Origin of the sequence: Neolewinella aurantiaca, assembly GCF_008014675.1 — a bacterium.
GTDB classification, from domain to species: Bacteria; Bacteroidota; Bacteroidia; order Chitinophagales; family Saprospiraceae; genus Neolewinella; species Neolewinella aurantiaca.
Map to the genome: position 1 here is coordinate 26,719 of NZ_VOXD01000038.1, position 19,486 is coordinate 46,204.

At 53.9% G+C, this 19,486-nt stretch carries 12 protein-coding genes; 4 read left to right on the forward strand and 8 right to left on the reverse strand.

Annotated features, from left to right (window positions below; all coding sequences use genetic code 11):
• Nucleotides 1-10: 10 nt before the first annotated feature.
• The 3 genes from cysD to FUA23_RS19150 all read right to left on the reverse strand — a co-directional run bounded on the left by cysD (nucleotide 11) and on the right by FUA23_RS19150 (nucleotide 2,468).
• Nucleotides 11-922, reverse strand: coding sequence for a sulfate adenylyltransferase subunit CysD (cysD, locus tag FUA23_RS19140; RefSeq protein ID WP_147932377.1), 912 nt, complete (start codon nucleotides 920-922; stop codon nucleotides 11-13).
• Nucleotides 923-957: 35 nt separating this feature from the next.
• On the reverse strand, nucleotides 958-1,557 hold the full coding sequence (cysC, locus tag FUA23_RS19145; protein WP_147932378.1) for an adenylyl-sulfate kinase: 600 nt from the start codon (nucleotides 1,555-1,557) through the stop codon (nucleotides 958-960).
• 269 nt (nucleotides 1,558-1,826) lie between these two features.
• Nucleotides 1,827-2,468: a hypothetical protein gene (locus FUA23_RS19150; protein WP_147932379.1), complete on the reverse strand. Its 642-nt coding sequence runs from the start codon at nucleotides 2,466-2,468 to the stop codon at nucleotides 1,827-1,829.
• 361 nt (nucleotides 2,469-2,829) lie between these two features.
• On the opposite strand from FUA23_RS19150, the gene dnaN reads away from it, so the two are divergent.
• Nucleotides 2,830-3,948, forward strand: coding sequence for a DNA polymerase III subunit beta (gene dnaN / locus FUA23_RS19155; protein ID WP_147932380.1), 1,119 nt, complete (start codon nucleotides 2,830-2,832; stop codon nucleotides 3,946-3,948).
• 67 nt (nucleotides 3,949-4,015) lie between these two features.
• Here dnaN and FUA23_RS19160 read toward each other — a convergent pair whose 3' ends face one another.
• Complete coding sequence (locus FUA23_RS19160) at nucleotides 4,016-5,368, reverse strand: DUF2851 family protein (RefSeq protein ID WP_147932381.1); 1,353 nt, start codon at nucleotides 5,366-5,368, stop codon at nucleotides 4,016-4,018.
• 93 nt (nucleotides 5,369-5,461) lie between these two features.
• On the reverse strand, nucleotides 5,462-7,264 hold the full coding sequence (locus FUA23_RS19165) for a DUF5060 domain-containing protein (protein ID WP_147932382.1): 1,803 nt from the start codon (nucleotides 7,262-7,264) through the stop codon (nucleotides 5,462-5,464).
• Nucleotides 7,265-7,558: 294 nt separating this feature from the next.
• On the opposite strand from FUA23_RS19165, the gene FUA23_RS19170 reads away from it, so the two are divergent.
• Entirely contained in the window at nucleotides 7,559-9,088 is a 1,530-nt protein-coding gene (locus FUA23_RS19170; protein ID WP_147932383.1) for a GH3 family domain-containing protein, read from the forward strand.
• Between the two features lie 176 nt (nucleotides 9,089-9,264).
• On the opposite strand, the gene FUA23_RS19175 is transcribed toward FUA23_RS19170, so the two are convergent.
• Entirely contained in the window at nucleotides 9,265-9,501 is a 237-nt protein-coding gene (locus FUA23_RS19175; protein WP_147932384.1) for a hypothetical protein, read from the reverse strand.
• Nucleotides 9,502-9,750: 249 nt separating this feature from the next.
• Complete coding sequence (locus FUA23_RS19180; protein ID WP_147932385.1) at nucleotides 9,751-11,043, reverse strand: GNAT family N-acetyltransferase; 1,293 nt, start codon at nucleotides 11,041-11,043, stop codon at nucleotides 9,751-9,753.
• 261 nt (nucleotides 11,044-11,304) lie between these two features.
• Here FUA23_RS19180 and FUA23_RS19185 point away from each other — a divergent pair, with 261 nt between their 5' ends.
• Both FUA23_RS19185 and FUA23_RS19190 read left to right on the forward strand, forming a co-directional pair.
• A complete protein-coding gene (locus FUA23_RS19185; protein ID WP_147932386.1) occupies nucleotides 11,305-12,126 on the forward strand; it encodes a universal stress protein in 822 nt (273 codons plus the stop codon).
• Between the two features lie 349 nt (nucleotides 12,127-12,475).
• A complete protein-coding gene (locus tag FUA23_RS19190; protein ID WP_187271134.1) occupies nucleotides 12,476-18,526 on the forward strand; it encodes an alpha-2-macroglobulin family protein in 6,051 nt (2,016 codons plus the stop codon).
• A gap of 167 nt (nucleotides 18,527-18,693) precedes the next feature.
• On the opposite strand, the gene aqpZ is transcribed toward FUA23_RS19190, so the two are convergent.
• Nucleotides 18,694-19,380, reverse strand: coding sequence for an aquaporin Z (aqpZ, locus tag FUA23_RS19195; RefSeq protein ID WP_147932388.1), 687 nt, complete (start codon nucleotides 19,378-19,380; stop codon nucleotides 18,694-18,696).
• Between the last annotated feature and the right edge of the window lie 106 nt (nucleotides 19,381-19,486).

Sequence of the window (19,486 nt, forward strand, 5' to 3'; positions counted from 1 at the left end):
GTCTTACAGACTAGAAGTACCCCTGCTTCTTCCGGTCCTCCATTGCGGTTTCGCTTCGCTTGTCATCTGCGCGGCCACCGCGCTCGGTCTGGCGGGCCATAGAAACCTCAGCGATGATGTCCTCGAGGGTAGCTGCCTCCGATCTCCACACACCGGTGGTGGTAATGTCTCCGATGGTACGGCAACGCACCATTAGCTTCTCAACCTTTTCGTCGTCACGGACGGGGATGAGACCTCCTTCGGTGGCCAGCAGCATGCCGTCGCGGTGTAGTACTTCACGCTCGTGGGCGAAGTAGAGGCTTGGCAGTTGTACGTTTTCCACGGCCAGGTACTGCCAAACGTCGAGTTCGGTCCAGTTAGAGATCGGGAAGATGCGGAAGTGCTCGCCGTATTGTTTGCGGCCGTTGAAGAGGTTCCACAGTTCGGGGCGCTGGTTTTTCGGATCCCACTGTCCGAACTCATCGCGGTGGCTGAAGAAGCGTTCTTTGGCGCGGGCTTTCTCTTCGTCGCGGCGGCCACCGCCGAGGGCAGCATCATACTTACCGTCTTCGAGAGACTTGAGCAGTACAGCGGTCTGCAGGAAGTTACGGGTTGCGTTGAAGCCTGTCTCTTCGCGTACCATTCCGGTATCGATTGCTTCCTGAACGGAACCAACCACGAGGTTTACACCTAGTTTTTCGACCAGCGCATCGCGGTAGTCCAGGGCTTCCTGAAAGTTGTGGCCGGTATCAACGTGAAGTAGGGTAAAGGGAATCTTTGCCGGGTGGAAGGCTTTCATCGCCAGGTGAACCATAAGGATGGAATCCTTACCTCCTGAGAACAAGAGCACTGGGTTTTCAAATTGAGCGGCTACCTCGCGCAAAACGAAGATAGACTCCGACTCGAGCTCTCTCAGGTGGTTTAGTTGGTAGTTTGCTGACATTATAGATTAATTCGTTTAATTTCTTTCAGGATCGATTAGCCCTGCAAAGTTAGTTCATTACGGATAGCACGGACGACTTCCTGCGCGGAAGCAGCTACGGTTTGTTCGGCGGTTTTGAGATCCAGAAACGGATTTTCGGGTGCTTCGTAGGGGCTGTCGATGCCGGTGAATCCTTTGATTTCTCCGGCCCGGGCTTTGGCGTAAAGCCCCTTTACGTCGCGGGCCTCACAGACTTCCAGCGGGGTATTGACGAAGACTTCGTAAAAGTCTTCTGCGCCAATGATATCCTGGGCCATAGCGCGGATTTCGCGGGTTGGGCTCACGAACGAACACAGCACCTGCGCCCCCGCCGCCACAAACAACCTGGCGGTTTCTGCAATTCGGCGGATGTTTTCCTTGCGGTCTTCGAGGCTGAAGCCCAGGTCTCCGCAGAGGCCAGTCCTTACGTTGTCGCCATCGAGGAGAACGACGAAATGGCCAGCGGTGAACAGCTCCCGTTCCACGGCTGCGGCAATTGTACTTTTTCCGCTGCCACTGAGGCCCGTAAGCCAGATAACGCCGGCACGGTGTCCGTTTCCGATTTCACGTTCAGCTCGCTGAACTATCCGATCATGGATAGGGTGTATATTGGTCATTTCGTAGTCTTTTAGACTGTTAGTATGCCAGCTTATGGAATCACCAAATCCGGCTCAACGCCCAATAAGGTAAGGGTCCGGAAAACTAGCAGACCATCAAAAGAGGCCGCAAAGATAACAGTCTGCTTCGCTTACAACCGACTAAAAGCTAATGTTTAAGCATGTTTGAAGTATCATATGTTGATCTGTTTACCGATCTGCGGGGGGATTTTAGCTTGCTTACGGCTTCCCTCAATTGCCCGGGAGGATGACTAACCAGTTGCATCGGCTTAACGCCAGTTCATTTGAAGACGGCCTCTCAACAGGTCTCTGACATTATTTCTTCTTTCCTTATACGCCCTACCCTGATTGGTCATCCCGCCCCATTGGGCCAATGCTACCGTCCGGTCTGTACGGACGTAATAGGTTACCGGGTAGCCAATGAGACCGAGCAGACGGGTGTCAGTGGGAAAGGTATTCAGGGAGCGTACGTTTTCTTCGTAAACGATGACCAGGCGGTCGCTTAGGCCCTGCAACCAATCATCATCCCCTTCATCTTCGGGTTTAGCGACCATCACAAATACCATTACTTCATCGGCGAACTCCTCTGCAATCCGGCTCAGGCTTTCAAAGCCGGAAATTGATCTTTTATGAACGGCGTGCAGAACATAGGGCATTCCCAGCACCCCCATATTCCAGACCTTACCGTTCTGGTCTTTCAGGTAACCTCCGGACACCGTTTTATCAATTAGAGTATAGCGGATGGAATCGTGATAGCGGAGCGTTTTTTCTCCTAATTCAGCGTTTGACGCTGCATTGGCCAAATCCAGTAATCGCCTCAGTTCAGGTAGTACGTCTTCTTCGATCCTTAAATCCTGAGTGAGAGCAGGCAGCGATAGCAAAAGGGAGAGTAGCAGAAGAACAGTTCTCATATTTTTCTTGTGGATGTAGGTGAGTGTGGTGGTTAAAACAAAGATGCGCTTTGTTTCCACAGCGGAGTGTGAAGATTACTTTTACAACATGAAACACTCCTTTCTATTTTCTTTGGGTTTGCTTTTAACAGTCTCCCTCTTGCGATGATGCCTATCAGGTCTAGACCAGTTTCACTTTCCCTCTGGAACATGCGCCTGAACGAAGACGGAAACCCGCTCGAATAACCGGGTAATAATGGCTCATAAACCCTGTAACTACAGGCGTTCTCCACCGAATGTGCAAAACTACCTAAACTAACGATCCAAAGAATTAACGAACTAAGCAACTAATACCGTAAGTTTGCCGAAAGTCTAACACCGTATGAAATTTAGCGTTTCCTCTTCCGACCTGCAAAAGAAACTGACCCTCGCCGGTGGTGCCATCAGCTCCAACCCGGTACTTCCCATCCTCGAAGACTTCCTCTTCGTTATAGAAGGCAATCAACTTACGATCTCCGCGACGGACCTGGAAACCAGTGTTACCACTTCTCTTGAGGTCAATGCAGACGGCAACGGCACGGTAGCCGTGCCTGCAAAAATCCTCATCGACACCCTCAAAGCGCTGCCCCAGCAGCCCATCACTTTCACCATCGATGACGACAACTTCGGCATCAAGATCACTTCGGCTTACGGCTCCTACAAGCTCGCCGGCGAAAATGGTGAAGACTACCCCGACATTCCTCAGCCTACCGACGCCGACGAAATCAGCGTCTCTTCCCTCGCACTGCAGGAAGGCATTACTAAAACGCTGTTTGCCACATCTACCGATGAGTTGCGCCCGGCCATGACCGGTGTCTTCTTTCAGGTCGACTTCAGCAAACTCGTAATGGTTGCCACTGATGCGCATAAACTGGTGAAGTACAGCCTGAGCGACATCACCGGCGAAGTAACTTCAAGCTTCATCATTCCTAAGAAAGCACTTAACCTCCTTAAGGGCGCCCTCCCGGCTACCGACGAGCAGGTCTCCGTTTCTTTCGACAAGGCCAACGCTTTCTTCGCCTTCGGTGACAACAAACTCGCCTGCCGACTCATCGATGCCCGCTACCCCGACTATAATGCGGTCATCCCCGTAGACAACCCCAACGAGTTGCTCATTTCACGTTCCGATCTCCAGCAGTCGCTCAAGCGGATCGTGATTTATGCCAACAAAACAACCAACCAGGTGATCCTGACGATCTCCGATGGTTCACTTACCGTTTCTGCTCAGGATCTCGACTTCAGCAACGAAGCCACCGAACAGCTCGCTTGTTCTTACAGCGGTGACCCTCTCACCATCGGTTTCAACGCCAAGTTCCTCGTCGAAATGCTCGGTGTGATTGAAGGCGAAGAGATCAAACTCGAAATGTCTACCGCTACCCGCGCGGGCATTCTGCTCCCTACCGAGCAAGCTGGCGGACAAGAGATCATGATGCTGGTGATGCCGGTAATGCTCTCCAACTAGGTCCTGGGACTTAACCCGACAGCCCTCGCATTCTCACATTTCCGGCACCGTTCAGGTTTCCACAGATTCACCTCTCCATAAGTGAATAGACCTGTGCTTCCTCATTCAGGGTCAGTAGCGGCCCTTCCTCCTCTGCATTGTAGGGTCGGCTGAGCAATTGGCAACCAATTGCGCAATCCGTACACCTTTTGGCGTCGCAAAAGTTGGTTTTCAACTCCAGTAGAGCCTGGCTATCCGCCGCATTTCTTGCAGCATACCCAAGTTGAGACCAGCGGCGAAGAACAGAATTGCTCTCTGCAGGTAAACTTTGCAGAATCTCCGTAGCACGCTCGCGAAAGCGTTCGTCGCTTCGTTGATCGGCATAAGCAACGAGCGACGGCGCGATGGTATTGATCAGAATAGAACGAATTGTGGAAGCCCCTAAACGACGATTTCCGGCTTTACCTTCTTTCCCGAAGCGATAGTGAACCCGCCAGTAATTACTGAGCTTTACTTCAAACATATTTTTCAGTTCCTTCGTGTCCGCAGCAGCCAGCGCTTTGCCGAACAACTGTCCGGTCCGGTGCAACATCGAAGCCAGCTGTGCGATTCGCACGGTAGGGAAGTTGTTGGGCCGCAACCTCAGATAGCGCCAGGCTGCAATTGGCAGCGGCCGTAGGCTGTGCTTTACCCGCAATAGTTGATATTCCCTCCGCAGAAGGGTTACGTAAGCGTCCTCTGTTTCCGCATACTCAGGTACAAGGCCAGACTGACCGAACAAGAGTGCTTCGAGTTGCAATAAGCTGTGCTTGTGCTTCAGCAAGACACGCAGCGGAACCGAACGGGCCAGCATGTCCATCGCATCGGCATTCACACGCCCCCCAAGGGCCCGTGCCAGGGACTGGTAAAAAGCCTCCTCCCAATCCCGGTGCGTGTGCTCCATCCGCAGACTGAACCTGCGGGCACGGCTATTGAGTCTTTGCCGGCTCAATTCATCCAGCCAGTTGCAGCGGGCCGGCTCCTCGATCAGGTGAAGTTGGTTATTACAGGGGATCCAGTTCTCGTTATTCTGCAGCCGCCAGTAAGTATTGATGATGTCTTTAGGGATCCGGCCTTTGAGTTCCAAACAGGGAATCCGTTCGCCGTTGGGCCGGTACACCGGACGGTTTTCCTCGTAGACGACGTGCAAAATAACGTTCTCGTAGGCGGGGTCCGTCTCGTGCCCATGGAGGTACCAGTCAGATGAATTAACGTGCATCTCGATGGTGCCAGCCCACTGAAAACCACCGATCCTTACCTGCCCTCCGCTAAAATCAGGACCGGCATTGGTATTGTGCCGACCGAAGTCCTGAATGGATACCGATTCTCCGGTAGTGGTAGTAAGGTTACGAAGGTCAAAGCGAACTTGTCGCCAGATAAAATGGATAAAATCTTCCCGCATGAGCTGTGGCCTTGCGAGTAATCCGTAGGAAGGTTGTCCTGTTTTGCACCTCAAACATACGCATTTGTTTTTAAATTTTAAAATAAAAACAAATTACAAGGTCAATAGTGCTGCAAAATCGCTTTCTCCCGGAGCGACCAACTTCACCTTCTTTCCACCGCTTACCGATGCTCCGGTTGTTACTTCTCCCGTTCGCGGGTTGAACCACCTCAAATTCCATTTTCCGGGGGCCTGACTAAGGTCGAGTTCTGCGGCCTCATTGAAGGCAAAATAAACCAGGTACACCTCTCCCGGCCGGGCGAAGCAATAGGCCTCTCCGTCCACCAGTTCGTCGTGAGATTCCATGACGTCGAAAGGAACGTTCTCCTGAAAGAACTGTACTGCATGGTTGGTCCAGTCCCAGGCACGGTTACGACTGCGCCAGTCTTCCATTCCCAGATCGTTGTGGGCATTATGGGCGCCGAAGTACCATTCTACTCCGGCTCCTCCGGCCATCAGGTTACCCCACAGAACGAGTGCCCTCACCGAGTCCTGATTATTGTAGGGTGCCCGGTCGTCGGGGTCCAGCCCCCGGAACCACGGTCCGATTTCATCGATGGTCGCTATCCAGGAAGCGCCCGCAGAGGCGGAAGACTCAATCCAGTACTTCGTTTGCTCGTGACATTCTTCGGGGATGTGTATCTGCAGCGAGAGTCCATCGAAGTCGGCGTTGCCGAGCAGAGGGTCAATTATTTCTTTGCGTTCTTTCTGTACCGGATGCGTATGCACGGTTACGTAGTTGTCGTAAGGGTCGTTCTCGGCGAGGAACCGGGCCATTGCTGCCTGCTGGGCGTTGGTCATAAAGCCGTTTGCTTCCGACCACTGATTGGGACCGTTTTCTTCGCCCAGGTTCCAGTTTACAGCTCGATGGTGACCGAAGCGGGCAATCAGTTCGCGCAGGTAGAGCGACCGCTCGGGGCCGGTGTCTCCGCCGTCAAACAGCGTTTCGTTTTCGGTTTCCTGCAGCACGAAGTGCAGCATCATTCCCAGTTCGTCATCGGCGTAATCGAAGATCATTTCCCACTGATCAAGTTTACTGCAGTCGAAGCGGGTAAAGTCGTCGTGCGTCACGAAAGGCCAGACATCCCTGCCGTCGCCGTTTATATTCATGGTCAGAAAATAGAAGCTGTTGATTCCTTTAGCCGCAAGGTAATTCAAAGCGCCAACCATGCCCTTCCCCTTGCCGTCCATCCAGGTCAGGTCACCTTCTTTCCAATCTTTTTCGTGAGCGGTATAATGGTGCAGGCCTTCCGTTTTGCTCTCTCCATCCCGGAAATCGTTGCTGTGGCGGTACGTTCCGTCAAAGTCTTTATAGGCAAGAAAATTTTCGGGACTATCAGCGCCTCCTTTCAGGAAATAGCGTCCCGTTTCGGCCCACTGCAGGTAGCGGGGGTGGTTGCGTACCAGCCGGCCGGTTTCGCCGCCAACGGGGGAGATTACCCAAACAGACCCGGTACCCTTTTCGTGCTTGACGGCATCTCCTTCAGATCCGTTCGTAGCGATGTTTTCCCCTTGCCGGAAGTCCGTTTTCCAGGTCCAGCTTCCTTCCTGATCGGGGCGGAAGTTCACCATCCACACGTTGCCGGCATCAGCTCCCGTTTCCCCGGCATTGCCGTCAGCTGCGTAGTACCCCGGAATGGTGATTTCACGATCTCCGTTGGTGAAGGTCACATCGAGCCGGTAGTCTGTAAACGGATTGACATCAGCGAGCTCATCAGTTTCCGGCCCTTCAAATTCCAGGCTTATTTTCTGCCACTTCGCCACCGTGATATCGGCAGTCACAGCAGGATCGGGGCTTCCACAGGAAGTGAAAAGACCAATTATAAAAAGTAGTGGTAAAAGACGAAAATGGTGCATGAAAGGCTAATTGTGAGGTGCAATATAGGTCTCCTGCATTTCTTGGGCGCAGACGCCGGTCCAAGGTCCGGTTGACGGAAGCCGGGTACTCCGTTGGGGCTCGTCTATCCAGAACAAAACCTCGCCCTGGCCGCAGGCAAACAACGATGCTTCCGCAGGGTAAATACCCAACAGGGTGCTCCCCGGGCCCTTCAACTGGCCCTGCACCTGCTGCCGAGCCCTCAAATACCTCACGGCCAGGCAAACACTACATCGTTTAAAGCCGTTAAGCCAGAGTACCCTCAAAACACCCCAATGGCATTTTTCGGACAGATCATAAAAACGTTTCTGGAGACCAAGCACAACCTGCTTCCTCAGGAACCTTCCGACCCAGCTGCGGCTCAGGAAAACCAACTGCGTACCCTGCTGGAGACCGCAAAAGACACCTCTTTCGGAAAGTTCTACGATTTTGCCGGATTGCTGGAAGCGGATGACATCCGTAAAGCCTACGCCAAGCGTGTCCCCCTGCACGACTACAACCGAATGAACGAATTCTGGTGGAAACAGCAACGGAAATTCCCCGACATCACCTGGCCCGGGAAGCCCGACTTCTACGCCCTCAGCAGCGGAACCACCGGCAAAAAATCGAAACGCATTCCGGTGACCAACGAAATGCTGGAATGTACCCAGAGGGTTGGCCGCGCCCAGGCAGAAAGCCTCGCCAACTTCGACCTGCCCGCCGCTCTTTTCGAAAAAGATATTCTGATGCTCACCAGCTCCGCTGACCTGGAAGAGAACAAGTTTGGCGCTATGGAAGGCGAAATAAGCGGGATCAACGTGAGCAATATGCCAGGCTTCATGGAGGGTTACTACAAGCCAGGACTCGAGATCGCAAGCATTCCCGACTGGGACAGCCGCGTACAACGAATTGCCGAAGAAGCCCCGAACTGGGATGTGGCCGCACTGGCCGGAATACCCAGCTGGATGGTAATGATGCTCCGTAAGGTCATTGAAGTGAACAAGCTGAAAAACATTCATGAGATATGGCCCAACCTCGCAGTTTACACTACCGGGGGAGTTGCCTTCGAGCCCTATCGCAAAAGCTTTGAGGCATTGCTGGACCACCCCATCATCATTATGGATACTTACCTGGCGAGTGAAGGCTTTTACGCCTTCAACGCCCGACCGGAGACGATGTCGATGCAATTGGCCCTTGACCACGGCCTTTACTTCGAATTTGTACCCCACGATGCCGATGGGTTCGACGAAACCGGCACCATCCTCCCTAAACCGAAAGTTCTCGATTTCCGTGAAGTGGTGGAAAACAAAGATTATGCTCTGATTGCCTCTACCCCCGCCGGAGCATGGCGTTACATGATCGGTGACACCATAAAATTCACGGACAAAGAGAAGATGGAAATCGTCATTACCGGCCGAACTAAATACTGGCTCAACGTAGTGGGCTCGCAGCTCTCAGAAGAGAAACTGAATGCCGCCATCAAAGCCCTCAACGAAGCGACCAACTCTCAGGTAAAGGAATTTACCGTAGGAGCCATCTCTACCGAAGATGGCAACGATTACTACCACCAATGGGTCGTAGGCCTCGAAAGTGGAGAACTCAGCGAAGAAGAAGCCGAGAAAATTATCGACGCCCATTTGAAGGAAGTCAATAAAAACTACAAAGTAGCACGGACCAAAGCCCTCAAGGGAATCAAAGTGAAGGTGGCTCCTGCCGACCGGCTGTACGACTTTCTCGAACAATCAAAAAAGAAGGGCGGCCAGATCAAGTTCCCCAAAGTAATGACCGAGGAAAAGCTTACCGAATTACTCGGATTTCTGAAATAGCTTATGCTGAAGGCCCGGAGCTATCGCAAGTTCCGGGACCTTCGGTTCAGGGATTTTACTGACCATCAGGCGACAACTCAAGTTGCCGTTGCCATAAGGTGAAATCAGAACTTGCGATTGCCCGGGTTGATCGGCTAAAGCCGACATCTTTGCGGACCGCAATTGGGGTGGTTTATCTATGCAGCGTCTTCCTGCTGGCTCCTCATCCTTACTTCAAAAGTCCGGAGGCGCAAAGCTTGATTTTCAGCTACCGCATTGAGGACTTTCAGCTCCTCATTGAGCTCTTCCTTACGGGTAGCATCTTCACTAAAGAACCGTCTTTTACGGTTAATGTCCAGGATGCGCTGCATAGTTTCATTCAACGCTTTCTTGGTTTTCAGATAGTGGTATTTAACATTTCTTCGTGTACTCATTGCTCTTAGGTTTCACTCTATAATACAGGCAGTTAACCGACGCTGTATAATACAAATTTATTGCTGAAAATAAGAAGATTAACCAATTAAACTTCCGAAACATTCAGTATGCCAACTAACTGCAATAAGGAACCTGTGAAGCGGTCGGAAGGTTGGCTTCGGACGGTCGTTTAGATGTAAAAAACATCATTCCCGACCAATCTGTCTTATTGCCGCCAATGCACACAAATAAATTTAGAAGCCTTGCAATCAGCGCCCACGGAACGGATTTCTTTCTACCCACTTCGGGGCAGCATACACCGCAGGAGTAAACAGCGGGATTAGACGATTCAACCAATTGTAGCGGGCCTTCGCCAGTACAGCAAAGTTAGTTGCTCTGGCTCCTACGGAGCTTTTTATCTCTAGTGCGGTACGTCCGTAATCCAGTGCTCGAAAGCCTCCCCCGATAGCCTGCTCCAGCAAATCGAACAGCATATTATGGTAAAGGTGATGGCTGTACTTATATTCGTCTACAAGGCCAAGGAAGTGTGCGTGGAGCACGTCACCGTTGGGCACAGCAGACGTAAAGCCAATCAGTTCATTACTTTGGTCGAAATAGCCGGTAAAGCACGTTGCAGTCTCAACTTCTGCGCAATTACTTGAGGAACCGACCGAAGACTTTACCGTCTGAAAACTTGATTTGCAACTCTTCAGCGAGGCGAGCCAGGAGAAATAATTTGGCCTGAGGCTGGCCGCGTTGAAATCTGCATCTCCGCTGACGGCATAGTACAGTTCCTGAAAGCGGTCACTGTTACGGTTTACCTCTGCTGCGGAGAGCGGCCGGGAGGTAATTCCTTCCAGTTTACTCCGGGCCCGGCGGTAGCGAACACGGTACTTACTTGTTAGCGCAGCGAGATAATCCTCGAAAGTTTGCCAGTCTGCGGCAATATCTATCCTCATCACCGGATCTGAAGGCATCAGGAAATGGCCATTCGTCTGTAGTGTTTCCACGACGGGATGATCAGAGGGGTATAAATCCTTAAAAACAGCAGCTGCATATCCCGGTCTCAGGCGCATCAGTGTTTCGGCAACAGCCGGCAACAACTTACTGGCTTCTGAGGTCGGAAGTTGCGCCAGGCCATCCGTAGAAAAGTTGCCTGAAGTGAGGAACTGTCCGATGGAGAGCACCCTAAAAGAGAAAGGAGCAAGCATGCGCCGCCGAAGATCCCACCCGGAAGTTTGCCCTTTGACTCCATCCTTTACCTGCCCGGCAGCACTGAAAGAGAACGTTTGGGTAGTGAGCAGAACACGGCGGAAGTTCCTGCTGTCTTCCAGCAGAACGGCTTCAGTTTCCAGCCCCTGTGGGTTATCCGTCAGGAAACTGAGCACTTCTTTGCTCACCCAGAAATCATCCGGCCGGAAGGTTTCCGGCCAGGCGGCGCGCAGCGCCGCGCCGGTGGGAAACCTTCTGAGCTTCCAATGCTCTAGCCCCCGAACAGAGAGCAATTCTCCGGCCTGGGCGGTACGTGTGGAGCAGATTAAGGGCATGAAAGCTAAAGGCATATGTTTGTTCTGACGGTTAGGGACGCTTTATGTAACGTGCCAAAGAATAAATGGATTGGAAATGAACGAAGAATCGAGCATTAGAAGCCGTCATTGCGTTTTATCTTCGCGCAAGGAGCTCCCCTCTATCTCTGCTCCACTTTAAAGTCTGTTCTTTTGGCGCTATGTTTTAATTAAGGCACGCAATTGCCCCGGCCGCCTGAGGCTGGTTCCGCGTACCAGGATTTTCAGCAAGCATACTCTTAACCGAAATCTCCCCCCATGATTAAGAAAATTCTCGTCCCTGTAGATTTTAGCGCCGGCTCCGCCGCCGCCCTCCACTATGCTGAAGCCTTCGCCGCCTTTACCATGGCTACCGAAGTAAAGGTAATCCACGTTTTCACGCCCCAGGTTGCTACCGGAGACGTACTCGTTGTCCCTCCGATGGGAGAGTTGATGGACCAACGGGACGAAGCCTTTGAGAAATTCCTCGCCAGCACTCCTGCTCCGGCAGGCATCACCCGTAAATCAGAGCTGTTGCTTGGTTTTGCGGCTGATAAAATCGTTGAGCACAGCAAAGATTTCGACATCGTCGTAATGGGCTGTACCGGAGATGCCGATCTGTTGGAAGAAGTATTCGGAAGCATCGCTTCCGAAGTTTCTCAAAAAGCAAGTTGCCCTGTTTTGCTCGTTCCTGACCGGGCAAAATTCAAAGAATACGAGAATATCCTTTACGCAAGCAACAGCTTATCGCTCAGCCGTAAGGCAGTGCTTAAGTTTCGTGCGTTCAATGATCTTTTCCACGCGCGGGTCCACTTTGTGCACATCAACGACGAAGAGGGACAACATGCAGGAAAACGCGAAAGCCTGTTTGCCCCTCTCTTCAACAACCCTGACCCTGAGTTTGCCTTCGAAATCCAGGAAGTAACAGCGGATTCCGTTCAGGAAGGCTTAGTGGATTACCTCCAGGCCAAACCCATCGAGCTGGCCGTGATGGTGACCAAGCAGCGCGGCTTCTGGGCCAGCCTGTTCCACACCAGTGATACGAAGCAGATGATTCTGCACCCCGAAACACCACTTCTGGTTTTGCACCTGGAAGACTGATGACGTGCAGGGCAACATTTTCTGCCCTGCTACCGATCACTGATCGTTCAACTTAGGAGCAAATCAGATTGTCGCGATTGCTCCTCCCCGGGTAGCGATGTGGGGAGGCCGGGAGGGGGTTGAGCGACAATCTGGTTTGCGCCCTTCAACTTCGTTTGCACCTGCGTTCGCGCCGCCTCCTTGCCAGTGTGCGGATGGAAACCTGAGCCTGTTCCCTTTTACAGATTTTGTATTTCCTTAACATCCGCAGCGTATGCACCTGCGGGCGAACGTGCATCCATGTTCCGAATACAAGATAACCTTGTGTTCCACTGTTCTTATCTTACCGATGTATTTAAAGCTTTTACCCATGCGCCATTTACTGATCGCCCTCGTTTTATTATTTACCGCTAACCTGATGAGCCAGAACTACCAGGCTGAAAAAGACAAGATTGAAACCGCTATGAAAGCCGGTAAACCCCGCACCGCACTGGAAGCAGCCGAGGAATACTATAACCTTGCTATCAAAAACGGTGACGAAGACCAAGCCATCAAAGCGCTTGCGTACCGCGCAGAATTTACCAGCCAAACCGAAGAAGAAGGTCAGGACGCAGCCATCCGGCTGATCCACCGCGAACTGGCCGCCAGTAATGACCGTCCGGTAGTAGCCTCGGTGCTGAACTACCTGCTCGGTTCCAGCTATTACGAATACGCCCGCCAGAATAGCTGGCGGCTGCGGAACAATACTGCGGAGACCACCGATACCATCCCCGCCGCTGAGCGCCCTCTTGAAGACTGGAACCTGCCGCAACTCGTGGAAGCTGCCGAAAAACACCTTTTTACGAGCCTGGAGCTGGCAAGCACTGCGCGTACCCCACTCTCCTCCGTACCAGCTATCGTGACGAACGACAGTGCCCGGGTTGACGAACGACCAACACTTTACGACCTCCTTGTCCGGGAATCGCTCAGCATGCTGGGCAATCCGCTGCTCAGCGTAGGCGACGCCGAGATAAGTAATCCGGAGCAGTACCTCGGCAGCGCCGCGGCCTTCGCCGCGATGCCGATCAATGCCACTGAGGGAACGGGCACCTACCGCAAGCTGAAGATTTACCAAGACCTTACTAACTTCCACCTCGGCCCTCCTTCCACCGCGCTGATGTCCGTCGATATCGACCGGATAGAATACGTAAGGCAACTCGGCGCAGCTACATCCGATTACCTCGCGGCCCTGCGCCGGATGCAGGAAACCTATAAAGACACGCCGGGCGGACAGATCTTTCTGGTCAAAGAAGCTGAGGTATACGCCAGCACTTATGAAAATGACGAAGCCACCGGAGAACAACCGAAAGCCAACGCTCTATCCATTCTTGACCGGATCACCGATAAAAACCCTGACGTTGCCACTCCGGCCGAACAACTCCGTCGGCAGATTATGGCGAAATCTCTCAGCGTGAATGTTCAGTCCGTCTATGGTCTAAAAGAAAACATCCTGATTTCGCTCAATTACCGGAACATCGACCGTATTTACCACCGCCTCTACCCTGCCCCGGAATCCGGTCCCGAAGAGGAATTCGATCGCTGGCGGTTCGATGAGAAAGCACTGGTTAAGCTGGTGTCTAAAAGGCCTTTGGAAAAAGCCGATTTCCGCTTCGCGGCTAACGACGATTACGAACAGCACAGCACCGAAACCTGGCTGAAGGCCCAGAAACCCGGTCGCTACTACCTTGTCTCCAGCAGCGATGCAAATTTCGACCTTGAAAAAGGACAGCTCGCCGTCACCAGCTTTCAGGTCAGCGACCTCGCCGTAGCGCGTTACCACGATGGCGAAGACTACTACTGCGAAGTGGTGGACCGGACCACCGGTGCCGCCAAAGCTGGCATCAGGGTAGAAATGCAACGCATGAACGAGCGTAACCGGAGCAAGTGGAACACCTTCAAAACCGTTACCACAGGTACCGACGGCCGCTTCGAGAACCCGGACATCGAGCGGTCCTCCGTCCGTTTCATCCTCACCGACCGGGCGAACAACGATAAACTTGTTACCAACGACAGTTACTTCCGCACCTACCGTGAAAACAACCGCCGGACTTACCCGTTAACGCCCCTCTTTACCGATCGCAACATCTACCGCCCCGGCCAGACCGTAAAAATCTACGGCCTTACCTGGCAGAAGAACCCGGACGAAATGCCGGAGATGCTCACCGGCCAGACACGTGAGCTGATTCTGCGGGATCCCAATTACCAGGAACTTAGCAAAGTGACCGTAACCAGCGACGAGTACAGCCGCTTCAGCGCCGAGTTTAAGCTTCCTGAAGGTGGCCTGACCGGCAACTTTCAAATTCAGACCGATGGCGGAGGGATCAGCTTCCGTATGGAAGAATACAAACGGCCCCGCTTCGAAGTAGAACTGGACGGCCCCGACTACGCCGTAGCTGAAGAAGAGACTGAAGTGAAAGGTGCCGCAAAATTATACGCCGGCCCGGGCCTCGACGGAGCAAAAGTCAACTACCGCGTCTTCCTCGAAGAAGTGAGTTACTGGTGGTGGGGCCGTAGTAACGATAATGACCGTGAACTGATCGCGGACGGAGAGACCGAAACCAACGGCCAGGGCGAATTCACCGTAAAGTTCACGCCCGAAAAACAAAACCAGAAAGGCCGCAAACGCTTCCGCTTTGTCGTCGAAGCAGACGTAGCCGACGGCACGGGCGAAACCCACGACGCCTCCACCAGCATCAGCTTGCGGAGCGACAAACCCGTCATTGCCTTACAGCCCTCTGAAGAGATGGTTGACAAAGCCGACAGCCTCACCATCCTCGCCGCCGGCGGAGACGAAAACCTGACGGTATCGCTTACCATCACGCCCGTTACAAAACCGGGCACATCCCTCAAAGAACGGAAATGGGGCTTCCCCGACCGGCCGATCCTGGACCAGAATGACTACCAACGCCGCTTCCCCGGTTTCGCGACCGGAAAAACGACGGAGCTGGAAGAATGGCCCACCTCCGGAGCACCGGTACACCAGGGTGAACTGGAAGTCGTGAAGGGTGAGGCCCGCCTCAACCTGGCCGCAGCCGGCTGGCCGGTCGGCCATTACCGGGTCGACTGGACGTACCCTGACGGGACAGCCGGAGCTTCATCCACCTTCGCTGTGCTGGACGTTGCGCAAGCCGAATTACCCGCAGGCGTAGCCAATTTTACGAAAGTGAGCAACCGGAATCCTAAGGTAGGCGAAACCTTTACGATGACGCTGGTCTCCGCTGTAGCCCTCCCTAATGTGAACGGGCTGTGGGCCAGCCGCAAAGGATACGATCGGGTGGAAACCTCCGCCGACAAGAAAGCCGTTTTTAGTTACACCGCAACGGATGCGGACCGGGGCGGCATCGCCCTCACCGTCGGCTATGTGAGTCAGAACAAGAGCCATAACTTCCGCGAGCGCTTCAACCTCGGCTGGGACAACAAAAAGCTGAAGATTGACTACGCCACCTTCCGCGATAAACTCCGTCCGGGCGAGCCTGAACGGTGGACGCTGACGGTAAAGAACGCCGACGGTACTCCCGTACCCGCCGCCGCTCTTGCGTCGATGTACGACGCCAGTCTCGACCAGATCAGCCCGAACTCAGGCTGGAGTTTTAGTCCTTTTCCCGGGTTCAGCGGCTACCTCCAGCAAATGGACATGCTTACCGATGGCGTTCTTGGTGCATCGGGGCGGAGCACTTTTCGCTGGCCCGACCTGAAAGGCACACCACAATTGCCACAGCTTGACCTTAGCCCTTTTGGGCGCTATAGCTACGAAGCCAACCTGCGGGGCGACCGCGCCATGATGAAACGCAGCGCCGCACCAGTTGCTTATAGTGTCGAAGCCTCACCGGTTGTGGAAGAAATGTCTATGGATACAGCAGCCCCGGCGAGTGCTGGCGGAAGCGTGCCGCCACCACCGCCGCCGCCCGCTCCCAAGCCAGAGAAAGAAGAGACCGATGCTCCCGTAAAAATCCGGACAAAGCTTCAGGAAACGGCATTTTGGTTACCCGATCTGACGAGCGACGACGATGGCAACCTTGTGATCAGTTTCGACAGCCCGGAGGCGCTGACGAGCTGGAAGTTCCGCCTGTTCGCCCACGATAAAGAGCTGGCAACAGCCGTTTCTGAGCAGACCATTGTTACGCAGAAAGAGCTGATGGTACTGCCCAATGTGCCGCGTTTTGTTCGCGAAGGCGATGAGATTGGCCTTACCGCCCGCGTCAACAATATGACCGAAACAGCAATGAACGCAACCGTAACGCTGGAGCTGTTTGACCCCGCAACCGATCAATTGTTTTCTCCCGAAGTACTGGCTTCTTTGGGCGCGGCCGCAGGTGCAGGGAAATGGACAGAAGAGCAAACCATCGCCCCGAACTCTGGTGAATCCGTAAGCTTTGCTCTCACCATCCCCGATGGATTCTCCGCCAACGGCCCCATCGGCTACCGCGTCATTGCCAAATCCCTCTCCCCCGGCCCCTCTCCTGGGGAGGTAAGTTTCTCCGACGGCGAGGAGAACGTTATTCCCGTTCTGACGGACCGGACGCTGATTACCGTCAGCCAGCCATTTTACCTCAAGCGCAAGGAGAAAAAGACCATCAGCCTGCCCGTGCTCGGCGATAATAAGAGCAACAGCCTGCAGCACGTGAACTACACCTTCCAGGCCACCACCAACCCGGCCTGGCTGGCGCTGAAGTCGCTCCCCTACCTGATGGAATACCCTTACGATTGCACCGAGCAACTGGCCAACCGTTACTTCGCCAACCAGCTGGCTTACGCAACCGTTAGCGACAAACCGATCCTGGAACAAGTCTTCCGCGAATGGCAAAAGGACACCAACGGCCTGAAGTCTGAACTGGAGCAAAACCAGAACCTGAAAAACGCACTCCTCACCGAGACGCCCTGGCTCCGTGCCGCCGAAGACGAAAGCAAGCAGCGCGCCCGCATTGGTGAGCTCTTCGACCTCAAGCGTTTGGCCGACGAGCAAACCGCAGCCCTGGACAAGCTCGCCAACCGCCAGGATCAGTCCGGTTACTTCGGCTGGTTCCCCGGTGGGCGCGGCAACCGCTACATGACGCAGTACGTAGTCGAGACCCTCGCCCGTTTGCGCCAACTCAAGGTCGTAACGCCCAACCAACAAGGCCGCGTGACCTCCATCTCCGAAAGTGCCATCCTCTGGCTCGACCAGGAGCTGAAGGACGATTACCAGGAATTGCTCCGCCGGATGAAGGACCAAAAGGACTGGAAGAAAGACTACCGTCCATCTTCCACCATCGTTCATTACCTCTACGCCCGGGCACTCGGGGGTGGCAACGTAAACACCGAAAAAGGCGTAACGGAAGCCCTGACGTTCTACACCGAACAAGCAAGCGCCCAGTGGCTGAGCTACGGGCTCTACGAACAGGCTCTCCTCGCCGTAACGGACGTGACCAACAATGGAAACGAGCCCCGGCTTGCGAAAAAGATCATAGAATCCCTCCGTGAGCGGGCCCTTCATAAAGACGAGTTCGGGATGTACTGGAAATACGGTCGTGGCTACCGCTGGCAGAACCTCCCTATCGAGACGCACTGTAGGATCCTCGAAGCTTTCCAACTCGCCGGAGGAACGACGGACGAACTTGATGAGATGCGCCTCTGGCTGCTGACCAACAAACGTACCAACCGCTGGGAAACCACTAAATCGACCGCAGCCGCTGTCTTCGCACTGCTCAATACTGGTACCAACTGGACCGAAGGACCAGGTAAACCATTAGAGGTAGAGTGGCCCGGCTTTGCCTCAAAAAAGAACCTTGCATCCCGCGTGCGCGCCGCCCAGGAAACTGCGGAAGCCGCAACCGGAGCCTTCTCGGTAGACGTTGCCGCCGATGACATCACCAGCGGACTCGCCTCCGTAAAGGTGAAGAACAAAGACAATCGTCTGGTGTGGGGCGGCGTCTACTGGCAGTACACCGAACTGGCCGAAAAAGTAGAAACCGCCAGCGACGGACCGCTCACCCTGGAGCGCGAACTCTTCCGCCGCATCCCAACCGAAGACGGCATCCGCCTCGAGCCCATCACCGCCAACGATCCGCTCAGCCCCGGCGACCGCGTGACCGTAAAACTGACCCTCCGCAGCGACCGCGAGCTGGATTTCGTTCACCTCAAAGACCGTCGCGCCGCCACCTTCGAGCCCATCGAACAGCTCTCCGGCTACCAGTATAAAGGCGGCCTGGGCTACTACTTCGCGCCCGGCGACCTGGCCACGAACTTCTTCATCGACCACCTGCCCAAAGGCACGTTTACCGTGGAGTACGACCTGTTCGCTACCTACGCCGGCAGCTTCAGCAACGGCCTCGGCCGGGTGCAGTGTATGTACGCGCCCGAGTTCGGCGCGAATACGAACGGGGCCCGGATCATGGTGAAATAACATATCGCAGCGTCCTCCGGGCGCAAGCGGTAACCACACACTCTGAGTGCGGGAGTAAAAAAATCGCACTCAGAGAGCACCCGGGGCTGCCATCAACAGCAAAGGGCTTCCGTACACTTTGAAAGTATACGGAAGCCCTCATTTTTGAAGCCTTTACGACACGTTTCTTATTCCTCTTCCGGAGAGAGGTAGTTGTAAAGGAAGCCCGCAACGAGTGCCCCCACGATGGGCGCGACCCAGAAAAGCCACAACTGCTCAACGGCCCAGCCGCCCGCAAACAGCGCCTGGCTGGTACTGCGCGCAGGGTTCACGGAAGTATTCGTAACCGGAATACTGATCAGGTGAATCAACGTAAGACACAAGCCAATGGCCAATCCTGCAAGTCCACGCGGAGCCTTGGAGTAAGTAGAACCAAGGATAACGAAAAGGAAAAAGAAAGTCAGCACCGCCTCGCAGATCAGCGCAGCCATCATGGAATAACCGCCGGGAGAATGCTCTCCGTAACCGTTGGCGGCAAAGCCGCCGACTTCAAAGCCCGCTTTTCCGCTGGCAATCATATAGAGGATACCAGCGCCAAGAACACCACCCAGAACCTGGGCGATGATATAGCCCGGAAGCTCTTTGCCGTCAAAACGCCCTCCAGCCCATAAACCGATCGATACCGCCGGGTTAAGATGACAGCCCGAAATGTGCCCGATGGCGTAGGCCATTGAGACTACCGTGAGGCCGAAAGCCAGAGCAACGCCCACAAACCCGATACCGAGCCCGGGGAACGCGGCGGCTAAGACAGCACTTCCGCAGCCGCCCAGGACGAGCCACGAAGTTCCAATAAATTCTGCGATGTACTTTTTCATAGTGTAATTATTTACACCACAAACTTAATTAAAATTCCGCCAGATCAAATTAATCCAACTTTAATTTTTCAAACAAAGTAAAGACGCATAAAAATTATTACAAGAC